The sequence below is a fragment of the Aquimarina sp. RZ0 genome, from assembly GCF_008370685.1.
Lineage (GTDB): Bacteria > Bacteroidota > Bacteroidia > Flavobacteriales > Flavobacteriaceae > Aquimarina.
This window is the reverse complement of the sequence record NZ_VTZU01000006.1, coordinates 36,861-59,116: the sequence shown is the minus strand read 5'-3', so window position 1 is coordinate 59,116 and position 22,256 is coordinate 36,861. Positions and strand designations below refer to the sequence as shown.

Sequence of the window (22,256 nt, the reverse complement as noted above, 5' to 3'; positions counted from 1 at the left end):
TTCTTACTTTAGACTTAGCTAATAAATCATTATTATAATGTAGAGCAATCTGGTAGATTCTCTAAAACAGCGTCAAAAGAACCGTCTCCACATTCATTGCTTTTATATGTTTCTATTGCTGTTCTGGCAGCTTCACACAATGATTGGGATGTAGTATCTTCATTATATGCGTCTATAGAAGTCTGTACAGGAACTTTTAAACCATCTCTCACGGTATCACAAGCAAAATCTACAACATCATCTGATCCGCACGAAGTTAATCCTAACGCCATTCCAAAAACAGCTGCATACATAAGTTTTTTCATAATTTGGTTTTTTAAAAAATTAATTTTTCAAGAAGGCGAATATATAATATTTATTTAGTTATTAACACTTTATTTTGTTAAAATGTGTTTTTTAACGATAAAAACATATGTTTCGTCCTTTTTTTTAAAATAAAGCGATAATTAAAAAGTATTGATGTTTATAATATAAAAAGACTTGTAGTTTATATATTTAAGAGAGTTCTCAATCTTAAGAACATATTAAAATACCGTATGTAAAAAGAATTTAGTTAGAGGCGTGATTTAAAGTTTCTGTGTTTTCTTAAGATGAGCAATCTTCCAGCATAGCTAGTTCATCACTATAATCTTCTGATTCTGAACATCCTTCTGCCATAAAAGCTTCGATTGCTGATTTAAAAGCTCTACAATTTACTACAGAGGGATCATTATCATAATTCTCTTCTGCTGTTACTATATCTGAGACTAAATTAATGCAGGAAAGCCCCAGTGCATCGATGACATCATCGCCTCCACAAGAGGAGGTGATGCTTATCAAAAAAAGATTAAAAAGCGCAAGTTTTTTCATAATTTGGGTACAAAAAGTTAAGTTTTTAGAGGGGTGAATATATAGTAATAATACTAAATCCACAAAAAAAATCAAAACCACGGAGTATCCAATACTGCTAATTCATCTGTTCTACATCAATTGGTTTTCCAATGTATACCAAGTAACTATCTTCGTTAATCTGATCCATTTTTTCGCTATATGCGGATATAATTCTGATGTTACTATCAGGATCTTTTATAAAAAGAGGAATGATCTGTTCATCCTGTTTTGTAATACCAATAAGGGATTTATAATGGGATTCATCATTAATTTTTATTTCCTGGATCGCAGGATATTTTTCGGCTAAATCAATGAGTTTATGATAGTCATCCGTATGAGAAAATAAGCCTTCATCGGGATTATTCTGAGGATCATTCATTTCTTCAGAACTTATTAATCTAAAAGATCCATTTTCTCCAAATTGATCTTTGAATTTGTCAATAGCAAACTTATTAATATCTGTGTTTCCTGTGATTGCCATCAAAAAACCAATATCGTTTAATTCTATATTATCTTTTAACTGATCATTATATATACTACCTTCAATTGCTTCTAACCCTAAGCTTTGAGCTTTTTTTATATTCTCCCGATTGCTATCTACCAGAACTACGTGACGATTATTCTTTTTTAGATACGCTGCTATCAATCTGGTTACCTTTGAGGCGCCAATGATAAGTATTCCTTCAGATTTTGTCAGGAATACTCCAACCATTTTGGCAAATAACCTTGCAGTTGTAGCGTTTAGCAATACCGTTCCCAAAACAATCATAAATACCAAAGGTGTAATATATTCTGCTCCGGGTTCTCCAAGCTTAGCGAGTTTCAAACCAAAAAGTGAAGCAATTCCAGCTGCAACAATTCCTCTTGGTCCCACCCAACTAATGAATAATTTCTCGGTTATTTTTAACCCGGACTTTCTGGAACTCAGAAATACACCTAATGGCCTGACAATAAAAACCACCACAGCAAAAAGAAGAACCGCTTCCCAATTAAAGATTAATTGCAGGTCTTCTATATTAATATTTGCCGCCAAAAGAATAAATAAAATAGAGATTAGCAGAACACTTAAAGACTCTTTAAAATATAATATTTCATCAATATTAGGTAAATTTATATTACCCAGAACCATCCCCATAACAACTACTGATAATAATCCGGATTCATGAGCAAAGGTGTCTGATAATACAAAAACCCCTAAGACAGATGCCAGGGTAAAGACATTTAATAGATAATGTGGGATTATTTTTTTCTTGATAGCGAAGGTAAGCCCATGCGCAAAGGTGAAACCAAAAGTAAAACCAAATAAAATAATCTTACCAAACTCTAGTAAAGCGGTTTTTGTAAATGCCTGCTCTTCTCCCACACTAATAAATTCAAAAACAAGAACGGCTACCAAAGCTCCAATTGGATCAATCAAAATGCCTTCCCATTTCAAAATTGCAGAAATATCTTTCTTTAAAGGGACGTTTCTTAAGATTGGTGTGATCACAGTGGGACCCGTAACAATGATTAAAGAAGAAAACAAAAATGATATGGGCCAACTTAGATTAAAAATAAAATGTGCTGCTAATCCTGCTCCCAAAAAAGTTATTATAACAGCAACCGTAATTAGTTTAAGAATTACAGGGCCAACATTTAATATTTCATTCTTTCTCAATGTCAATCCTCCTTCGAATAATATGATACTAATCGCCAGAGAAACAAAATAAAACAAGCTTTCTCCCGGGAACAAACCTTCTTCTCCATTCCAAATAGGTTGTATCAGTTTAGTTCCATCTGCAGTATATAAAGTGGCTATCGGACCTACTAAAAGCCCTATTAAAATTAACGGTAAAATTGCCGGAATTTTAAATTTCCAAGCAACCCATTGTGCTAAAATACCAAGTATGATTATTCCCGCTAGTTCTAACATAATTTTGTGTTTATAAATCCTGAGTTCAAAATATCGAAAAAAAAATTATTAATGGATTAGGTTTTTATCTATTTTCTACTTAGAAAAATTAAGAGTATATTCTGCCCTTATAAATTTAACACTCACAACCTGATCGTGTTTTTAGAAAACAAATTTAAAACAATTTTGATTGGAGTAGCATTCTCCCCTAACCTAAAGAATAATGTATATGAAGCGATGCGAATGGTAGATTTCTTTGATTCTAAAATGGTTATCGTTCATGTCGGTAAAAAAACAAACGAAAAAGAGGCGACTATTAAAAAATTGATTTCTGGATTTTCTGAAGATAATGAAAAGGTAAAGATTGTATGGAGAGAAGGAGATCCGGTACAAGTAATTATCAATACTGCTACAGAGCATAAGGCAGATCTAATTATGCTTGGAGCAACGCCAAGAGAAGATTTTTTAAAATTTTATATCGGATCTATTGCCAGAAAAATTACAAGAAATGCTCATTGCTCGGTCTTATTACTGATAAAACCCTCAGAAGACCTCAGACCCTGCCATCACATTGTAGTAAATGGTTTAAAAGATGAAAAAACAAAGCAAACGATTGTATCTTCTTTTGAGGTCGCGCAAAATCTTGGTGCGCAACAACTAACTATTGTAGAAGAAATCTCGCAACAAGAAGTACAAGTGGTCGTAGAAGATGATAAATCTCTCTTGAAAGCTACCAAAAGAAAAGAACAATTAACAGAAAAAGAAAATCTGAGAGTTCAGGATATTCTAAAAGAAGTGCCGGAAAATTTTAAGAATGGTATCAGGATAAAAACACAACCGATTTTTGGAAAAAGAGGATATTCCATTGGGCATTATGCCAGAGTTATTGGTGCGGATCTCCTGGTCATGAATGCTCCGGGGAAAACAACCTTTTGGAGCCGTATTTTCCCTCAGGATTTGGAACACATCTTGGCAGAATTACCAACAGATGTATTAATTATCCGATAAATGGAAGATTTTAAAAATAATGTATCTGGTTTTGTATCAAAACTACCCAAGAATATTTTTTCAGGTTTTGTCGTTTCTTTAATTGCTTTGCCGCTGGGACTAGGTCTCGCATTAGCGTCAGAAGCCCCACCAATATCAGGAATTATTGCCGCAGTAGTTGGAGGAATTGTGGTTTCGGTTATAGGAGGTTCTAATGTTACTATCACAGGGCCAGGTAATGGCTTGGTTGTGGTACTATTAGGAGCAATCACAACATTAGCAGATGGAGACCTGTTTCAGGGATATCTTTTTACACTCGCTGCAATTATATGTTCTGGAGGATTAATGATTCTAATTGGATTATTACGCCTGGGAATACTTAGTGATTTTTTTCCATCTTCTGCGATACAAGGAATGTTAGCGGCTATAGGCATTAGTATTTTTGCGAAACAATTTCATGTAATGATGGCAAATACAGGTCAAAAAGGAGATACTATGTCTCTTTTGGTTACTATCCCAAATAGTATTACCAACCTATTCTCAACAGAATATGAACATCTTGTAGTTGCTGCAGTTGTAGGAATACTCAGTTTTCTAATTATGATTTTTTATGGTAAAATCAGGAATAAATACCTACAGCTCATTCCAGCGCCTATGTGGATCGTTCTTTTGGTCATTGGATTAAGCTATTATTACGAATTTTTTTCAGCGGCTACGTATCCAATAACAGATAAGCTTCTTGTTCAGATACCTGATAAAGTATTTTCTAATTTCCCTTCTCCAGATTTCTCATCAGTATGGAAACCAAAATTTATTGGGGTGGTGATGGCAATTACGTTAATTTCTAGTATAGAATCTTTACTAAGTATTAAGGCGGTTGACAAATTAGATCCAGAAAAAAGAAGGTCTAATGCTAACAAGGATCTGACTGCATTAGGAATAGCTTCTATAATTAGTGGTTTTTTAGGAGGGCTTAATGTAGTAACGGTAATTGCCAGAAGTTCTGTAAATGTAAATAATGGAGGTAGTAATCGATCTGCCAATTTTTTTCACGCAACCTTTCTTATTCTATTCATCGTATTATTTCAGGATCAACTTAGTAGAATTCCTTTAACAGCACTAGCAGCTATTTTAGTATTTACCGGTTATAAATTAGCTGCACCACGAAACCTGAGAGATGTTGCGAAAATTGGGAAGGAGCAATTATTAATTTTTTCTGCCACAGTTATCGCTACAATTACTACAAACCTAATTAGTGGAATCTTAATAGGTATACTAACTACCTTATTCATCCATTTTATCCTTAACAAAAGTATACGATTATTCGCAAGAAATCTTTTTAAACCCAATGTATTGATGTTTAAAGAAGAATTAAACGACACCTATTTTGTTAGTGTTAAAAATTTTTCGAGTTTTCTTAATTACTATCGATTAAAAAGAACTCTGGATTCTATACCAGAAAATAAAGATGCTGTGATCGATTTTTCTCTATGTGATTTTGTAGACTATACGGTTCAGGAAAGTCTTTTTGGGTATCAGGAAGCTTTTACCAGAAAAGGAGGGTCTTTTGAGATTACAGGACTGGATAAACACGCAACCTCATCACAACACCCATTGGCAGTAAGAAGTCTTATCTCATTCTCCAGAAAAATAAAAATTGTTGCTAATCTTACTAAAAGACAAGAAGACCTAAAAAAAGTATCTCGAGATTTTGGATCGAATTATGATCCTAGAAAAGATGGAAACACAATTCATTTAAATGATTTTGTTTTTTTTAAAACTAAAAAAATAAAATATCACTTCAATAAAATAACCAGTACTGATCGTTCTTTTAAAATTTCGGATGTAGAGTTTTCTGAAGGTGAATTTATTGCCAGAAAAGTTATTAGGACTACTATACTCACAATTAATGTACACAAAGAGATCCCTAAATTTACTTTGGATCGGGAAGGACTTTTAGAATTTGTTTATAAAATTGCTGGATTTAAAGATATCTCTATTCAGGGACATCCAGATTTTTCGAAACGTTTTTATCTTCTCGGGGAACATACTGAGAATATCCAATCGTTTTTTACTAATGAATTAGTATTGTTTTTTGAAAGTAATCCATACTATCATATAGAATCAAACGGTCGTACTTTATTATTAATGGGAAAAGAACGAATTGCTAGTGTTAAAGAGATTAAAGCACTATTAGATTATGGCATTCGATTAGAAAAAATCATATCAACCATTAATTATGATGAAATATTGTTAAAAAGTCCACAAATTAAATCTTGATCCTTTTCATTTTTTCTATTTTGCGAAGATTTTTTACATAGAAGTAATTTAAACTTTTTTGATTCTGGCGAAAAATAGTTATTTTTTGCTCAATCAAAAAAGTTTAAACTACTTCATAAATAATAAATAAGAAAAGAATAATTACATCTAATCTTTACAAAAATAGTATTATATAGATGAACCTATACCCTATAAAAGCAGGAAACTTTAAGCTAGATGGTGGAGCTATGTTTGGTGTCGTTCCCAAAGTGATTTGGAACAAAACGAACCCGGCAGATGCTAATAACCTTATCGATATTGCTGCAAGATGTCTCCTTATAGAAGATGGTGATAGACTCATACTTATCGATACCGGGATGGGCGATAAACAATCTTCTAAGTTTTTTGGCTATTATTCGTTATGGGGAGATGATAGTTTGGATAAATCTCTTAAAGAAAAAGGATTTCACAAAGATGATATTACTGATGTTTTTATGACGCATCTTCATTTTGATCATTGTGGTGGAACGATTCAGTGGAACCAGCAAAAAACAGGATATGAACTTGCTTTCAGAAATGCAAAAATATGGAGTACTAAAAATCATTGGGAATGGGCAACAGAACCCAATCCCAGAGAAAAAGCTTCTTTTTTAAAAGAAAATATCCTGCCTATAGAAGAAAGTGGTCATCTTCATTTTATTACTAAAATAGATGCAAGCAACACATTCCAGAAAAACACTGAACTGGGGTTTGGCGTATTATTTGCTGATGGTCATACAGAAAAGCAAATGATTCCACATATTGAGTATGATGGAAAAACAATCGTTTTTATGGCAGATTTACTCCCTACGGCAGGTCATGTACCATTGCCTTATGTAATGGGCTATGATACCCGACCTTTGTTAACGCTTCCAGAAAAAAAATTATTTCTGGAAAATGCTGCAAAAAATAATTGGTATCTGTTTATGGAGCATGATGCACATAATGAAATCATAACTGTACAACAAACCGAAAAAGGTGTACGCTATAAAGAAACTTTTACTTGTAATGAAATATTTAATAAATAATACTATGCCCGTTAGATCAAAACAAATTTTACTTACTACCATAACATCTTCATTGTTACTATTAGGGTGTGGTTCGCCTACGATAATATCGACTCCAATAGAAAATATTGATACGATTCCTTTAAAAAATATTTCTTTAACCGAGACTCAATTAAAAAATTGGAATTCGTCAGATTTAACTATTGATACAATACCAGGAATGAGCGTCGATAGAGCATACAAAGAATTAATCAAAAACAAAAAAGGTCAGACTGTAATTGTTGGTGTTATTGATAGTGGTGTAGATATTGAGCACGAAGATCTTGATGGAGTGATCTGGACAAATACTAAAGAAATTAAGGGAAATGGTAAGGATGATGATAACAATGGATATATTGATGATATCTATGGGTGGAATTTTCTTGGAGATGCAGAACATGAAAACCTGGAATATACCAGAATCATAAGAAAATTAAAGCCTAAATATTCGGGAAAAACCATTGGTTCCATTCCAGAATCAGATAGAGATGAATACCAAATATATATCCAGGCTAAAGCAGAATATGAAGAAGAATATCAAAAAGCTATTGGCAACAAAAGCCAATATGAACAAATACAACAACAAGCAAAAATATCACATGATAAGATTGTAAAAGCACTTGGGAAAGAAGACTATACTAAAAAAGAATTACTTACTGTAAAAGCTGATACTCCCGAAATGCAACAACATATTGCATTTCTTTCGCAAATGTTTGGGTTTTTAGAGAATGATGAGAAAATACCTGATTTATTAAGCAATCTAGAAGAAGGTATTGAGCATTTTACAGATCAGCTAAATTATAATCTGAATTTAGAGTTTGACGGCAGGGCGGTTGTTGGAGATAATATAGATGATATTACTGATAAAAACTATGGAAACAATAATGTAATGGGTCCAGATCCTAAGAAAAAAGGAATTAAACATGGAACTCATGTTTCTGGAATTATTGCAGCAGAAAGAAATAATGGAAAAGGAGTGAACGGCATTGCAAAAAATGTACAAATAATGGCCATTAGAGCCGTACCCAATGGTGACGAATATGATAAAGATATTGCATTAGCAATACGTTATGCAGTAGATAATGGAGCAAAAATAATAAATACCAGTTTTGGGAAATATTATGCTACGCATCCAGAATGGGTTAGAGAAGCTATAAAATACGCTGGAGAAAAAGATGTATTAATTGTAAATGCCGCGGGTAATGAAGGTATAGATATAGATCAAAAAGCTGTATTCCCAAACGATCAGGACTATAACGGAACAAATGAAGTCTCTAATAACTTTATAACCATTGGAGCATTAAACTATGAATATGGTTCTAATCTAGTGGCAGATTTTTCTAATTATGGAAAGAACAACGTAGATGCATTTGCTCCCGGAGTAAAAATTTGGGCTACAACTCCATCTAATTCTTATGAATATCTTGGAGGTACCTCTATGGCAGCTCCTGCAGCTTCTGGAGTTGCTGCTTTAATACGATCTTACTATCCTAAACTAAAAGCTTCTCAGGTAAAGCAATTATTAATGGATAGTGGAGTGAGTACCAGTACTTCTGTAATTATAGGAGGAACTCCAACAGATACTAATACGTTTACCGAATTATCAAAATCCGGTAAAATGATTAACCTTTATAATGCATTAATTTTGGCAGATAAAATGTCCAAATAATAAAACATACTATGTTTAGAATAATTTTGATTGGTTTCTTTTTAAGTACATTAAACATTTCAGCTCAAAATAATACTGGATATTGGCAACAGCATGTCGATTATACTATGAGTGTAGATATGAATGTCAAAAACTTTAAATATAAAGGAAAACAGGAGCTCATATATACAAACAATTCTCCAGATTCTTTATCTCAGGTTTTTTATCATCTATACTTTAATGCATTCCAACCGGGTAGCGAGATGGATGTTCGCTCCAGGAATATAGTGGATCCTGATCCCAGAGTATTAGATAGAATCAATCAGCTTTCTCCAAAAGAGATAGGATATTTACGTGTTTCTTCTTTAAAACAAAATAAGCAAGAAGTTACCTATCAAGTTGCGGGAACTATTTTAGAAGTAAATCTACATACACCCATTGCTCCTGGAGAAAAGGTAACGTTCTCAATGGAATTTGATGGACAGGTGCCTAATCAAATCAGACGTTCAGGGAGAAATAATAAAGAAGGTGTCGCACTATCAATGACACAATGGTATCCCAAAATGGCAGAATATGATTTTGAGGGCTGGCATGCAGATCCATATATCGCAAGAGAGTTTCATGGTGTTTGGGGAAATTTTGATGTCACCATAACTATTGAAAAAGACTATATTATTGGTGGTTCAGGATATTTGCAAAACCCTCAGGAAATTGGATATGGGTATGAAAAACCAGGAACAGAAATAAAACGTAAAGGAAAAAAGCTTTCCTGGCATTTTATAGCTCCTAATGTTCATGATTTTACCTGGGCTGCGGATCCGGAATATATTCATGATGTTGTAAAAATGACGGATGGACCTACGCTACACTTTTTGTATAAAAATAAAAAGGAAAATATAGAAAACTGGAAGAAACTTCAACCCAAGTCTGTAGATTTAATGAATTATTTTAGCCAAAATATAGGCAAATATCCATACGATCAATATTCTATTATTCAAGGTGGAGATGGTGGTATGGAATATGCAATGTGTACTTTAATTACAGGAGAACGAAGTTATGGAAGTCTGGTTGGAGTTACTGCTCATGAGATGGCACACGCCTGGTTTCAGCATATATTAGCGACAAATGAATCAAAACATGAGTGGATGGATGAAGGGTTTACCAGTTATATTTCTACTCTCGCGATGAATGAGATCATGCAAGAAAATAAAAAAAATCCTCTGGATGGAATGTATCAAGGCTATTTTCAATTAGCAAATTCTGGATTAGAACAACCTCAGTCTACTCATGCTGATCGGTACACAAGAAATGGCATTTATGGCGCTTCTGCATATGCAAAAGGAGCTGTATTTATGGCGCAACTAGGTTATATTATTGGAGAAGAGAATTTATCCAAAACAATTAAACAATATTTTGATAGCTGGAAATTTAAGCACCCAACTCCTAATGATTTTAAGCGCATAGCAGAAAAAATATCCGGTATGCAGTTAGATTGGTATTTGACTGATTGGACACAAACAACAAATACTATAGATTATAGCATAAAGGAGGTTTTAGAAAATGGTGATAAAACTACTGTAACTTTAGAACGAATAGGAATAATGCCAATGCCTATTGATGTGTATATCGAATATACAGATGGTACACAAGAATCATTCTATATTCCACTTAGAATAATGCGCGCAGAAAAGAATAATCCATTTCCCTCTATTAAAAGAACCATTCTATCTGATTGGACCTGGACAAGTCCAACGTATACAATGGATATAATCAATCCAAAATCCAAAATAAAATCTATTACTATTGATCCTCATTACAAAATGGCAGATATTAATAGTGCTAATAATAGATTTTCTCAATAAAATCAGGCAAACTTACCTTTTTACCCCTATTTAGAGCACATCCTAAATATGGGAATTTTCATTATAACTACCCTAACGCACTCAATATTAAACAACAAGACCTTTGCTTTTTTGATAAAAAAATCTTTATTTTTGCCCCCAAAATGCTTTATTACGAATAATTTAAAGTTTTTAATGCAAAAAGTGTATTTCTATCAATAGATTAGAAAAGCATTTTTGATATCCGTTAAATTTTTTACATGGGGAATGTAATAAATCATTGTTTTTAAAGACAAAAATTGTAAACTCAGTTAAGATTGTACATTATGAAAAAGGTAAAATTACTACTACCTCTTTCGATTGCATTGGTCTCTCTTATTGTTTTGGTTACTTATTTTAGTAAAACCGAAAACAATATTGATCAAGCTAAGAAAGAACTTATTCCTATTAAATTAGAAGGTAAAAAGAAAAAAAAGACTCCAGAAGAGCGCAGACGTTTCACAGAAGAGCGTCTTTTACATGAGCTAAATCTACAGAGAAATCCAAGTACCGGAAAAATTCCTTTAGAAGAAAAACAACAGGAAATTATTTCTTCTAAAAATATTATGTTAAAAACATTTGCTAAAAATGTGAGTAATACTTCTTACATTTCTAGAGGTCCTTCTAATCTGGGAGGTAGAACACGTTCTTTAGTAATTGATAGATCTGACGCAACTGGCAATACAATGATTTCTGGTGGTGTTAGTAGTGGAGTTTTTAGAACTACTGATGGAGGTTCAAGCTGGGCAAAAGTTTCTCCTAATAATCAAATTCACAACGTAACAACAATTGCACAAGATCAGAGAGCAGGTTCAGAAAATATTTGGTACTATGGAACAGGTGAGGCTCAGGGTAATTCTGCCTCCGCTACTGGTGCTTTCTTTCTTGGTCAAGGAATATGGCAATCTACAGATAGCGGATTGAGCTGGACACAGGTTCCCAGTACTGCTTCTACACAGGAAGAATTTGACTCTCCATTTGATATAGTTTCCAAAATAGCTGTACATCCCATAACAGGAGACCTATATGCGGCAACGCTGGGTGTTATAAGAAGATTTGACGGTACTGATTGGACTGTAGAATTAGATGCCGGGGCTAATTTATTTTCTGATATGATAATAACAAGTAATGGAACTGTTTATGCTGCATTCTCTGGCTCTTCAGCTGATTTTGGTGGTGTATGGCAATCATCTACAGGAGTTGCTCCTTTTACAAGAATTGGATCCAGTACTACACCTGGATTTAGTGCTATAGGAAGAATTGTATTAGCAGTAGCACCCTCAAATGAAGATATTGTATATGCATTATATGTTAGTTCTAATGATCAATTAGCTGTTCAGGCGGGTATATGGCAATGGAATGATAGTACAGATGTTTGGACAGATTATACTGCTAAAATGCCTGATGAGCCTAATCCAGACCCAAGCAACCCCGACGCTGTAGCAGATTTACCAGGAAATGATCCTATTGCAGTTCAAGGAGGATATGATCTTGTTGTAAGTGTAAAACCTGATGATGAAAATTTTGTGGTAATTGGTGGTACAAATGCATATAAAATTGAAGATATAACAACAGATCCAACTTTTGTAAGAATCGGGGGGTATATTAATAACCAAAGCTATGGACTATATAATCTAGGAGGTGGAGATACACATCATCCTGATATTCATGCATTGGTATTTGATTCAGATAATACCGACATTCTTATTAGCGGTACTGATGGAGGTATTCATAGAACAAATGATATAGGAGCTACTACGGTAAGTTGGACAAATCTTAATAATAATTATCAGACGTATCAATATTATCATGTAGCGACAGATCCAGATGCTAGTTCTAATATTGTCATAGGTGGCGCACAAGATAATGGTACCACTGCTGGAGGATTTCCTGATAGTCCAGATCTTACAACCATGGGTACTGTAGCTGGTGGTGATGGAGTAGCAGTGGCTGTCTCCAGAGATGATGCCTGTGTTCCATTCTTTTTAGGAGTTCAAAATGGAGTAATTTTTAGAGATTGTCCTGTTGGAGCTGAGATTACTCCTGATGGATCAAGTAGTCAATTTGTAACTTATTTTTATCTGGATCCTAGTAATAATAACGCACTGTATTATGCAGGTCAGGCAGATTTATACCGCACTACAGAATCGAGCACTGTTACTACAACTACCTGGACTAATCTTGGAGATTTTGGAGGTATCAGTGGAAATGCAGGAGAAACGATCCGACAAATGGCAGCAACCTGGGGTACTTATGATGCATCCTCCAGTTATCTTTTAATTGGTGGTAATCAAGGGTCATTATTACGATTGAACGATCCTCAAAATGCTATTCGTTTCTTTTTTGCGACAAATATAACACCTCCCGGAGCCACGGGAACTGTTAGTGGGATAGCCGTTCATCCTACCAATAATGATATTGCCATGGTTACCTATTCTAATTATGGAATTACCAATATTTATGTTACAACAAATGCTACTGCGGCTACACCTAGTTGGACAGTAGCAGAGAGAAATCTTGATACATTCTCTATACGATCTGCTGCTATTACAGAAGTAGATGGAGAAACAAGATATTTTGTAGGTACTGCCAGAGGTTTATATAGTAGTATAGATCCGGTAAATGAAGATTGGGTTATAGAAGCTCCTAATCAGGTTGGTTTTGCTTTAGTTAGTGCATTAGCTTATAAACCTTCTAATGATAAGCTTCTGGTAGGAACCCACGGTAACGGAATGTATGAAGCTACTATTACCCCTACTACTCTTTCTGTGGATGAATCTAATAGTACGGACACAGGATTTGTAGCTTACCCGATTCCTACTTCAGATGTAATCAATATTGTTTTAGAAGATTCTTTTACCTCTGGAGATCTGGAGTATACTATTTTTGGTATCAATGGACGACAAATAAAGAGTGAAGTATTAAACGATCAAAAACAAATTGCAGTTAATGACTTAGCAAAAGGTTCTTATATTTTACAATTGAGTTCTGCAAATAAAAATAAAGCGATCATATTTACTAAAAACTAGAAATAAGAATACGTTTATAATACTAAAACCCTGTGTTGATTGGTTATCAATACAGGGTTTTTATATTTACCAAAAAGCGATACGAAATCTTATACGATTTGTGATTAAAAAATTCGTATAAATTCATTGAATTATTTTTCCTTTCTACTTCGTTTAAAAAATAAACCGTAGCTATAGCTATGCTTGATTTTTTAAACGAAGTAGAAAGGAAAAAGAAACGATGAATATGCGAAATTTTTAGTTATAAATCGTATTATTTGTATTTTTACAAGAAATATGATAACAACATTTACAAAAAAAGAAAAGCTCAAATCAAAAAAAGAAATAGACCTTCTTTTTTCTGAAGGAAAAACGATTGCTCAATACCCTATACGACTTATCTATAGAAAAATTACATCAGATACAGAAGTTGATATTAAGACAGCAGTATCTGTCAGCAAACGAAATTTTAAGAAAGCGGTTGATCGTAATCATATAAAGCGATTGCTAAGAGAGAGTTATAGAAAAAATAAGTATATTGTCCCGCACACTACCCATCAATTCTCTTTTATGTTTTTGTATACAGGTAAAGAAATACCTGATTATATATTAGTAGCATCAAAAATGAAAAGAATATTACAAAAGTTTGTTAAACAGGAAATTAAAATATCATAGTTTTAAGTACCTTGTTAGTTGATAAAAATGAAAAAGATGAAAAAGAAAACCCTTTATCCAGTAGTAGCAATCATCATTCTAGTATCTACAGTAAGTTTCAAATCTGATTTTTTTGAAATTGCTAAACAGATTGAAATCTTTACTACTATGTTTAAAGAAGTAAACATGAACTATGTAGATGAAACCAATCCTGCAGAACTTATGGATACAGCTATTAAAGCAATGTTAGATGACTTGGATCCATACACAAAATATTGGAACGAGCAGGATGTAGAGGCTTCTAAAATTAGAAATGCCGGAGAATATACAGGTATTGGTGCTACTGTCAAAACGGTTAAGGATAAAATTATCATCATAGAACCTTATAAAGATTACCCTGCTGACAAAGCAGGTCTTAAAGCGGGCGATGAAATTATACAGATTGGTGATATTGTTGTTTCTGATTTTGAAGAAGATGCAGGAGAACTTCTTAAAGGAGCTAGTGGAACCGCAGTTAATATCACATATAGAAGGCAAGGAGAAGCGAAAAAAACAGTACTTACACGTGAAGAAATAGAAGTAAAAGCAGTTCCATTTTATACACTATTAAAAGATAATACGGGCTATATTGTATTGTCCAAATTTAATAATAAAGCTTCTTCAGAAACTGTTGGAGCATTAAAAGATCTAAAAGCCAAAGGAGCAGATAAAATTATTTTAGATTTAAGAGGGAACCCTGGAGGTTTACTAAGTGAGGCAATCAATGTTACTAATATTTTTGTTCCAAAAGGAGAACTTATTACTACGACCAAGTCTGCCATTAAGAAATATAATAAAGAGTACTTTACAAAAAAAACACCAATAGATACAGAAATTCCTCTGGTTGTTTTGGTAAATGGTAGAAGTGCTTCTGCCAGCGAAATAGTTTCTGGAAGTATTCAGGATCTTGATAGAGGCATAGTCATTGGTGCCAGAAGTTTTGGAAAAGGACTCGTACAGCGACCTAAAAAATTAACTTATGGAACACAAGTAAAAATTACAATTTCGAGATATTATACCCCTAGCGGAAGATGTATCCAGGCGTTGGATTATTGGAATAGAGATAAAAATAATAAAGCCGTTAGAATTGACAAAAAAGACTTTAAAGCTTTCAAAACAAAAAACGGAAGAACCGTATATGATGGTGGTGGAATTCAGCCTGATATAGAAATAGAAACCTCTAAATTTAGTACAATTACTACATCTCTTTTAGCTTCTGATGCTATATTTGACTATGCTACTAAGTATTATTATACACATCAACAAGAGACTAATATTGATAATTTTAAGCTTACCGAAAAAGATTATGAAGATTTCAAAAACTTCGTAAAACAAAGTGATTTTAACTATCAAACAGCTACTGAAAAATCCTTTAAAAAATCCTTAGAAATTGCAAAAAGAGATAAATTAGACGAGGATATTTTTGATGCATACACTGCATTGCTTTCTTCTATAAAAACTTCTAAAGAAAAAGGACTAGAAACCCACAAAAAAGAAATAAAAAACTTACTTACAGACGAGATCATAAAACGCTATGTATACAGAGAGGGCTTATATGAATACTATGTAACCCATAATCCCGAAATTACTAAAAGTCAGGAAATACTAGGTAATAAAAGTAAGTACGAAGGTATTTTAAAATAAGACATAGGAGAGTTTTTGTAGCTGGATGAAATTTTTCTTGTATTAATTCGTTATAAAATAATTATTTGATTATCATTAACTTAGTATAGCGTAGGATTTTTCTGCCTTTAGAATAATGTAGATTTTAAAGTATAGTAAAAACTTTCTCTATATAATTGATATTCATTTATCAAAAAAAACACAAATTTCATACTAATTTTAATTTTTTCAAAAGAGAATAAACTATTTTCCCTTAGGTGGAAAATCTAGTTTATTTGATAAATTTTAATTGGTATTATTTAAACTCAACATATACACTAAAACGTACCAATCATGAAAAAACTATTTTTATCAATAGTAATACTATCTGTATTACAACTTAACTCCCAAACGTTATGTGAAAATGGAACAGCAGGGTCTTTTCCCTGTAATGATTATGATCTGATGTCTCGCGTATCCTTAGCAACAATGAACGCTTCTATGGCGAATGATAGTTGGGGGTGGACGGATCCTTCTACAGGAAAAGAATATGCCATTGTGGGACTCAATAATGGAACAGCTTTTATTGACATCTCTGAGGCTTTAAATCCTGTTTACTTAGGAAAACTCCCCACAGCAACAACTAATAGTTCCTGGCGAGATATCAAAGTTTATGAAGATCATGCATTTATAGTAAGTGAGGCTCGAGGACACGGGATGCAGGTATTTGACCTAACCAGATTGCGTGCTGTAAACAGCCCACAGACCTTTACTGCTGATGCCAGATACACTGGTTTTGGGAATGCACATAATATTGTGATCAATGAAGACTCTGGATTTGCTTTTGCAGTTGGAGCGCAACGAGGAGGGCCTTATGCGGGAGGGCCTTTATTTGTGGATATACGAGATCCTAAAAACCCAATAGGAGCAGGCGGTTTTTTGTCTGATGGTGGTGATCCATACACACACGATGCACAAGTAATTACGTATAGCGGACCAGATGCCGATTATAGAGGAAAAGAAATCCTGATCGGCAGTAATCAGTTAGAAATTGTAATTGCAGATATTAGTGATAAAGATAATCCTGTTACTATATCAACGATCGGTTATAGCGATGTAGAATATACGCATCAGGGATGGTTTACAGAAGATCAACGCTATTTTCTTTTGGGTGACGAATTAGATGAACAAAAAATAGGGTTTGATACCAGAACGGTTATTTTTGATTTTGAAGATCTGGACAATCCTAAATTTCATATGAATTATACAGGGCCGACACCTTCTATTGATCATAATGGATATATAAAAGGGAATAAATTCTATCTGGCTAATTACAGAGCGGGAATGCGCGTGATAGATATTTCTGATATCGCAAATAAAAATATCTCAGAAATAGGATTTTTTGATAGCTTCTCAGGAAGCAATAGTGCTTCTTTTGATGGTGCCTGGAATGTGTATCCATTTTTTGATAGTGGCAATATTGTGATCAGTGATATCCAATCTGGTTTTTTACTGGTTAGACAAAGTAATACATTAAGTGTAGACGATATTGATATTACTACTAATTCAGATTTTGCTATGTATCCTAATCCTGCCCAATCAAACCTTGTTATTGATGGAGGAAATAGTTTTCAATTAAAAAAAGTAGAAATATATAGTATCCTTGGAGAAAAAATGGTAGAAATTGAGAACTTTGATACTCCTAATAATACAAGTATCAATCTCAACTATGCCTCAGGAATATATATGGTAAGAGTCAATAATGCTACCACAAAAAAACTCGTTGTAAAGTAAGTACAGTATAGAATACCTTTTTTCGGTAGTATACGCAGTATATAGAACTGTTTTTAAATAGTATCTGTTTTTTAGAATTCAGAATATTCTTTAAAAACAGTTTTTTTTATATTATAGAAAACCTCAAAATAGCATAGACTAAAAAATAGCTGTTTTTGGAGTATGATTAAATTAAGATCAATATGAGGGTATTTAGGCTTTAATCTGTTATATATATAACTCCTGGGTGATAAGACGAATGTTTTTCAGGGAAAATATAAATTTTAAAACCTCACCAACTCATGAAAAAATTACTTTTTTTAATTGTAATAGTGTCAGTATTGCAGGTTAATTCACAAACGTTATGCAAAAATGGAACAGCAGGATCTTTTCCCTGTAATGATTATAATCTGATGTCTCAAATTAGTTTAGCAACAATGGACGCTTCTTTAGCAAACGATAGTTGGGGATGGACGGATGCTACTACAGGAAAAGAATATGCCATTGTGGGACTCAATAACGGAACAGCTTTTATTGATATTTCTGATGCTATTAATCCTGTTTACTTAGGGAAATTGCCTACAGCTGATAAGGAAAACGATTGGAGAGATATAAAGGTATATAAGGATCATGCTTTTGTTGTTGCAGATTTCGCTGGAGATCATGGGATGCAAGTTTTTGATCTAACTAAACTAAGAAATGTAACAAACCCTCCAGTAACCTTTAGATCAGATGCCAAGTATACTGGTTTTGACGGAGCACATAACATTGTGATTAATGAAGATTCAGGGTTTGCTTATGCAGTAGGAACAACAACCTTTAATGGAGGTGCTCATTTTATAAATATACAAGATCCTAAAAACCCTGTTGAAGCTGGCGGTTTTGTTTCTGATAGAGGAGATTCTTATTCTCACGATGCACAGGTAATTACGTATAGTGGTCCTGATACAGAACATATAGGAAAAGAAATCCTGATCGGTAGTAATCAGATAGAAATTGTGATTGCAGATGTTAGTGATAAAAATAATCCTGTTACCTTATCAACGATGAGGTATCGAGATGTAGGATATACACACCAGGGATGGTTTACAGAAGATCATCGTTATTTTCTTTTGGGTGATGAACTTGATGAACTAGCAATTGGTTTTAATACTAGAACAATTATTTTTGATTTTGAAGATCTGGACAACCCTAAATTTCATATGAACTACACAGGTCTTACGTCAGCTACTGATCACAATGGATATGTAAAAGGAGATAAATTCTACTTAGCCAATTATCAAGCTGGATTACGCGTGGTAGATATTTCGGATATAGCCAATAAGAATATCTCAGAAATAGGTTTTTTTGATAGTTTTCCTTCAAATGACAGTGCTTCTTTTGGTGGTGCATGGAACGTATATCCATTTTTTGATAGCGGCAATATTGTGATCAGTGATCAATCATCAGGCTTTTTACTAGTTAGACAAAGTAATACATTAAGTGATTTTGGTACTAAGCCAGATTTTGTTATGTATCCCAATCCCGCCCAATCAAAACTTGTTATTGATGGAGGAAATAATTTTCAATTAAAAAAAATAGAAATATATAGCATTCTGGGAGAAAAAGTAGAAGAGGTTATCAATTTTGATACTCCTGGTAGTACGAGTATTAATCTTGGTTATGCAACAGGGATCTATATGGTAAGAGTAAATGATACTGCCACAAAAAAGCTGGTTATAGAATAGCTTTTTATTGAGTTTATAATTAGTCTTTACTGGTTATAATCTTCAGAAAATGATAAGATCAAAATAAAGATGTAGTGCAATTTCATTTTTTCTATTAAATCAATACATAGTGAAGGTTTAAGAAGATAAAAGAGGCTGTTTTGTTGTGATATTTTGTTAAAAAGTGTTAAACAAGGTATGATAAAATAATTCTGTAATCAGTTTTATGAACTTACCTCGTATATTAGAGAGTTGTGTAAAAAATACGTACGAAGTAAAATTAAAACTAACTCTTTAAATCTTATTAACTAATGAAAAAACTAGTCATTACACTCTTATCTACATTTACAACATTATTTTCTTATAGCCAGATTTCGCCATGTGTAAATGGATTTGCTGGTTCTTATCCCTGCAAAGATTATGATCTTATGTCCAGAATTTCGCTTTCTACCATGAATGCGGGTGCAGGAAACGATAGCTGGGGATGGACAGATCCACAGAATGGAGATGAATATGCCATTATTGGCCTTAATAATGGTACAGCCTTTATAGACATTTCTAATCCTACAAACCCAGTATATTTGGGGAAATTACCGACAGCAACTAGCAATAGTTCGTGGAGAGATGTCAAAGTATATAAAAATCACGCGTTTATTGTGAGTGAGGCATCTGGTCATGGAATGCAGGTTTTTGATCTTACAAGGCTGAGAAACGTAGCAAATCCTCCGCAAAATTTTACTGCGGATGCCCGATATACCGAGTTTGGTAATGCACATAATATAGTCATTAATGAAGATTCTGGATATGCCTATGTAGTAGGAGCTCAGAGAAATTCTGGCATCTATAGAGGAGGGCCTCTTTTTATTGATATTCAGGATCCTAAAAATCCTAGAAATGCAGGTGGATTTTTATCAGGAGGACAACGTGCTTATACACATGATGCCCAAGTAGTTACCTATAGCGGGCCTGATACAGATTACACTGGTAGAGAAATCCTTATCGGTAGCAATGAGATCGAGGTAGTAATTGCTGATATTACTGATAAATCCAATCCTACTACTATAGCAACTATACGATATAGTGATATAGGATATACGCATCAGGGATGGTTTACAGAAAATCAAAGATATTTTATATTAGGAGACGAAACTGATGAACAGAGAGTTGGTTTTAATACAAGAACGGTTGTTTTTGATTTTCAGGATTTAGACAACCCTCAACAGCAGATGATTTATAATGGACCAACACCAGCTAGTGATCATAATGGGTATGTAAAAGGGGATCTTTTTTATCTAGCTAATTATCGAGCAGGAATTAGAGTCATTGATATTTCTAATATTGGAAATAATACGATGACTGAAATAGGTTTTTTTGATACTTTTACATCAAGTAATAGCGCGTCTTTTAATGGCGTTTGGAATGTATACCCTTATTTTAATAGTGGTAATATTGTTATCAGTGATATAGAAGGTGGATTTTTTCTGGTGCGTAAAAGTAGTAATCCACCATCAAATGATTGTTCTAGCACAGTATCCTCTTTTCCGTTTACAGAAAGTTTTGAAACCAATCTTGGAGAATGGAAAGATGAGACCACAGGAGATGACCTAAACTGGACTAGAAACTCAGGAAACACTCCTTCTAATGGAACAGGTCCTAGTGCTGCTTCGGATGGCAGTACTTATATTTACGTAGAAGCATCCGGAAATGGTACTGGGTTTCCTAATAAAAGAGCAATACTTAATTCTCCTTGCCTTAATTTTGATGGAGTATCTGCTCCCAAACTAACATTCCAATACCATATGTTAGGGAGTGCCGTAGCGTCTTTAACGGTAGAAGCCAGAACAAATAATACTGGGAATTGGACAAGTGTGTTTAGCAGGACAGGATCTCAGGGAGCAAATTGGAACGAAGCAGATGTAGACCTCGCTGCCTATGCTGGAGAAATAAGTGTACAATTACGATTCAATGTAGTCACTGGTGCAGGGAATAGTGGGTGGCAAAGTGATATCGCTATCGATGCAGTGAGCATACAGAATGGAGGTTCTGATCCCGGTCCTGGTGGTTGCATCTCGGGAATTACCTCTTTTCCTTATAGCCAAGGTTTTGAAAATACACTAGGAAGCTGGTCACAATCTACATCGGATGATCTTAACTGGACAATAGATGCAAATGGAACCCCATCACAAAACACAGGACCATCAGGTGCAGCTCAAGGGACATCATATATATATGTAGAAGCATCCGGGAATGGTACTGGATTTCCTAATAAAAGAGCGATCATAAATTCTCCATGTTTTAATCTAAATGGAATATCAAACCCTGTTTTCTCGTTTGACTATCACATGTTTGGCGCTGCTGATATGGGTAGTATTGATCTCGAAATAAGTGTAGACAATGGCATTACATGGGCGAATTTATGGAATCAAACAGGAAACCAGGGAAACTCGTGGAATACTATCAATATCGATCTTTCTGCATTTTCAGGACAAAGTGCCCAACTGAGATTCAATAGAGTCACCGGTGGCACCTGGCGGGCAGATATAGCTATAGATAATATCTCACTCACAGATGATACGTCAAGAAACGATTCTTTAGATAAAAGAAATGATATGATTGTTTCTGTTTTTCCGAATCCTGTCGGCGGATCGACCCTTAATGTATTAATAACAAAGGAAAAAAGAAATATAATACGAATCTCTAATTTCGAAATTAGAAACGCTTTAGGACAATTAGTACGAAAAGGAATCGTTAGAGATAATATAGATGTTTCAAACTTAACAAAGGGAGCTTACTTTTTACAGATTACTTTAGGTAATCAGCTTTATAATAAGCCTTTTATAAGAAACTAATTAAA

At 33.8% G+C, this 22,256-nt stretch carries 14 protein-coding genes; 11 read left to right on the top strand and 3 right to left on the bottom strand.

Annotated features, from left to right (window positions below):
- Window positions 1-32: 32 nt before the first annotated feature.
- The 3 genes from F0000_RS03890 to F0000_RS03880 form a co-directional block, all read right to left on the bottom strand.
- On the bottom strand, window positions 33-305 hold the full coding sequence (locus tag F0000_RS03890; protein ID WP_149623392.1) for a hypothetical protein: 273 nt from the start codon (window positions 303-305) through the stop codon (window positions 33-35).
- A 280-nt stretch (window positions 306-585) separates the two neighbouring features.
- On the bottom strand, window positions 586-849 hold the full coding sequence (locus F0000_RS03885) for a hypothetical protein (protein ID WP_149623391.1): 264 nt from the start codon (window positions 847-849) through the stop codon (window positions 586-588).
- A 97-nt stretch (window positions 850-946) separates the two neighbouring features.
- Entirely contained in the window at window positions 947-2,782 is a 1,836-nt protein-coding gene (locus tag F0000_RS03880) for a sodium:proton antiporter (RefSeq protein ID WP_149623390.1), read from the bottom strand.
- Window positions 2,783-2,947: 165 nt separating this feature from the next.
- Between F0000_RS03880 and F0000_RS03875 the strand changes: the two genes are divergently transcribed.
- The 11 genes from F0000_RS03875 (at window position 2,948) to F0000_RS28555 (ending at window position 22,251) form a co-directional block, all read left to right on the top strand.
- Window positions 2,948-3,769 (top strand): universal stress protein, encoded by an 822-nt coding sequence (locus F0000_RS03875; RefSeq protein WP_255452609.1) that lies wholly within the window; start codon window positions 2,948-2,950, stop codon window positions 3,767-3,769.
- The gene (locus F0000_RS03870; RefSeq protein ID WP_149623389.1) at window positions 3,770-6,028 is read left to right on the top strand and encodes a SulP family inorganic anion transporter; all 2,259 of its coding nucleotides are present in this window, start codon (window positions 3,770-3,772) and stop codon (window positions 6,026-6,028) included.
- A gap of 176 nt (window positions 6,029-6,204) precedes the next feature.
- On the top strand, window positions 6,205-7,074 hold the full coding sequence (locus F0000_RS03865) for an MBL fold metallo-hydrolase (RefSeq protein ID WP_149623388.1): 870 nt from the start codon (window positions 6,205-6,207) through the stop codon (window positions 7,072-7,074).
- On the top strand, window positions 7,055-8,761 hold the full coding sequence (locus F0000_RS03860; RefSeq protein ID WP_255452608.1) for a S8 family peptidase: 1,707 nt from the start codon (window positions 7,055-7,057) through the stop codon (window positions 8,759-8,761). The genes F0000_RS03865 and F0000_RS03860 overlap by 20 nt, the downstream gene beginning before the upstream one ends.
- An 11-nt stretch (window positions 8,762-8,772) precedes the next feature.
- Window positions 8,773-10,602 (top strand): M1 family metallopeptidase, encoded by a 1,830-nt coding sequence (locus F0000_RS03855; RefSeq protein ID WP_149623387.1) that lies wholly within the window; start codon window positions 8,773-8,775, stop codon window positions 10,600-10,602.
- Window positions 10,603-10,907: 305 nt separating this feature from the next.
- On the top strand, window positions 10,908-13,649 hold the full coding sequence (locus tag F0000_RS03850) for a T9SS type A sorting domain-containing protein (RefSeq protein WP_149623386.1): 2,742 nt from the start codon (window positions 10,908-10,910) through the stop codon (window positions 13,647-13,649).
- 276 nt (window positions 13,650-13,925) lie between these two features.
- Window positions 13,926-14,303 carry a ribonuclease P protein component gene (rnpA, locus tag F0000_RS03845; protein WP_149623385.1) on the top strand — a complete coding sequence of 126 codons (378 nt, stop codon included), beginning with the start codon at window positions 13,926-13,928 and terminating at the stop codon, window positions 14,301-14,303.
- 36 nt (window positions 14,304-14,339) lie between these two features.
- Complete coding sequence (locus F0000_RS03840) at window positions 14,340-15,965, top strand: S41 family peptidase (RefSeq protein WP_255452607.1); 1,626 nt, start codon at window positions 14,340-14,342, stop codon at window positions 15,963-15,965.
- 312 nt (window positions 15,966-16,277) lie between these two features.
- Window positions 16,278-17,717 (top strand): choice-of-anchor B family protein, encoded by a 1,440-nt coding sequence (locus tag F0000_RS03835; RefSeq protein WP_149623383.1) that lies wholly within the window; start codon window positions 16,278-16,280, stop codon window positions 17,715-17,717.
- A 281-nt stretch (window positions 17,718-17,998) separates the two neighbouring features.
- Window positions 17,999-19,423, top strand: coding sequence for a choice-of-anchor B family protein (locus F0000_RS03830; protein WP_149623382.1), 1,425 nt, complete (start codon window positions 17,999-18,001; stop codon window positions 19,421-19,423).
- Window positions 19,424-19,713: 290 nt separating this feature from the next.
- On the top strand, window positions 19,714-22,251 hold the full coding sequence (locus F0000_RS28555; protein ID WP_149623381.1) for a choice-of-anchor B family protein: 2,538 nt from the start codon (window positions 19,714-19,716) through the stop codon (window positions 22,249-22,251).
- Window positions 22,252-22,256 lie beyond the last annotated feature (5 nt).

Coding starts and splice junctions, on each gene's coding strand:
- F0000_RS03890 (WP_149623392.1), bottom strand. CDS start 305: ATGAAAAAACTTATGTATGCAGCTGTTTTTGGAATGGCGTTAGGATTA.
- F0000_RS03885 (WP_149623391.1), bottom strand. CDS start 849: ATGAAAAAACTTGCGCTTTTTAATCTTTTTTTGATAAGCATCACCTCC.
- F0000_RS03880 (WP_149623390.1), bottom strand. CDS start 2,782: ATGTTAGAACTAGCGGGAATAATCATACTTGGTATTTTAGCACAATGG.
- F0000_RS03870 (WP_149623389.1), top strand. CDS start 3,770: ATGGAAGATTTTAAAAATAATGTATCTGGTTTTGTATCAAAACTACCC.
- F0000_RS03865 (WP_149623388.1), top strand. CDS start 6,205: ATGAACCTATACCCTATAAAAGCAGGAAACTTTAAGCTAGATGGTGGA.
- F0000_RS03860 (WP_255452608.1), top strand. CDS start 7,055: ATGAAATATTTAATAAATAATACTATGCCCGTTAGATCAAAACAAATT.
- F0000_RS03855 (WP_149623387.1), top strand. CDS start 8,773: ATGTTTAGAATAATTTTGATTGGTTTCTTTTTAAGTACATTAAACATT.
- F0000_RS03850 (WP_149623386.1), top strand. CDS start 10,908: ATGAAAAAGGTAAAATTACTACTACCTCTTTCGATTGCATTGGTCTCT.
- rnpA (WP_149623385.1), top strand. CDS start 13,926: ATGATAACAACATTTACAAAAAAAGAAAAGCTCAAATCAAAAAAAGAA.
- F0000_RS03840 (WP_255452607.1), top strand. CDS start 14,340: ATGAAAAAGAAAACCCTTTATCCAGTAGTAGCAATCATCATTCTAGTA.
- F0000_RS03835 (WP_149623383.1), top strand. CDS start 16,278: ATGAAAAAACTATTTTTATCAATAGTAATACTATCTGTATTACAACTT.
- F0000_RS03830 (WP_149623382.1), top strand. CDS start 17,999: ATGAAAAAATTACTTTTTTTAATTGTAATAGTGTCAGTATTGCAGGTT.
- F0000_RS28555 (WP_149623381.1), top strand. CDS start 19,714: ATGAAAAAACTAGTCATTACACTCTTATCTACATTTACAACATTATTT.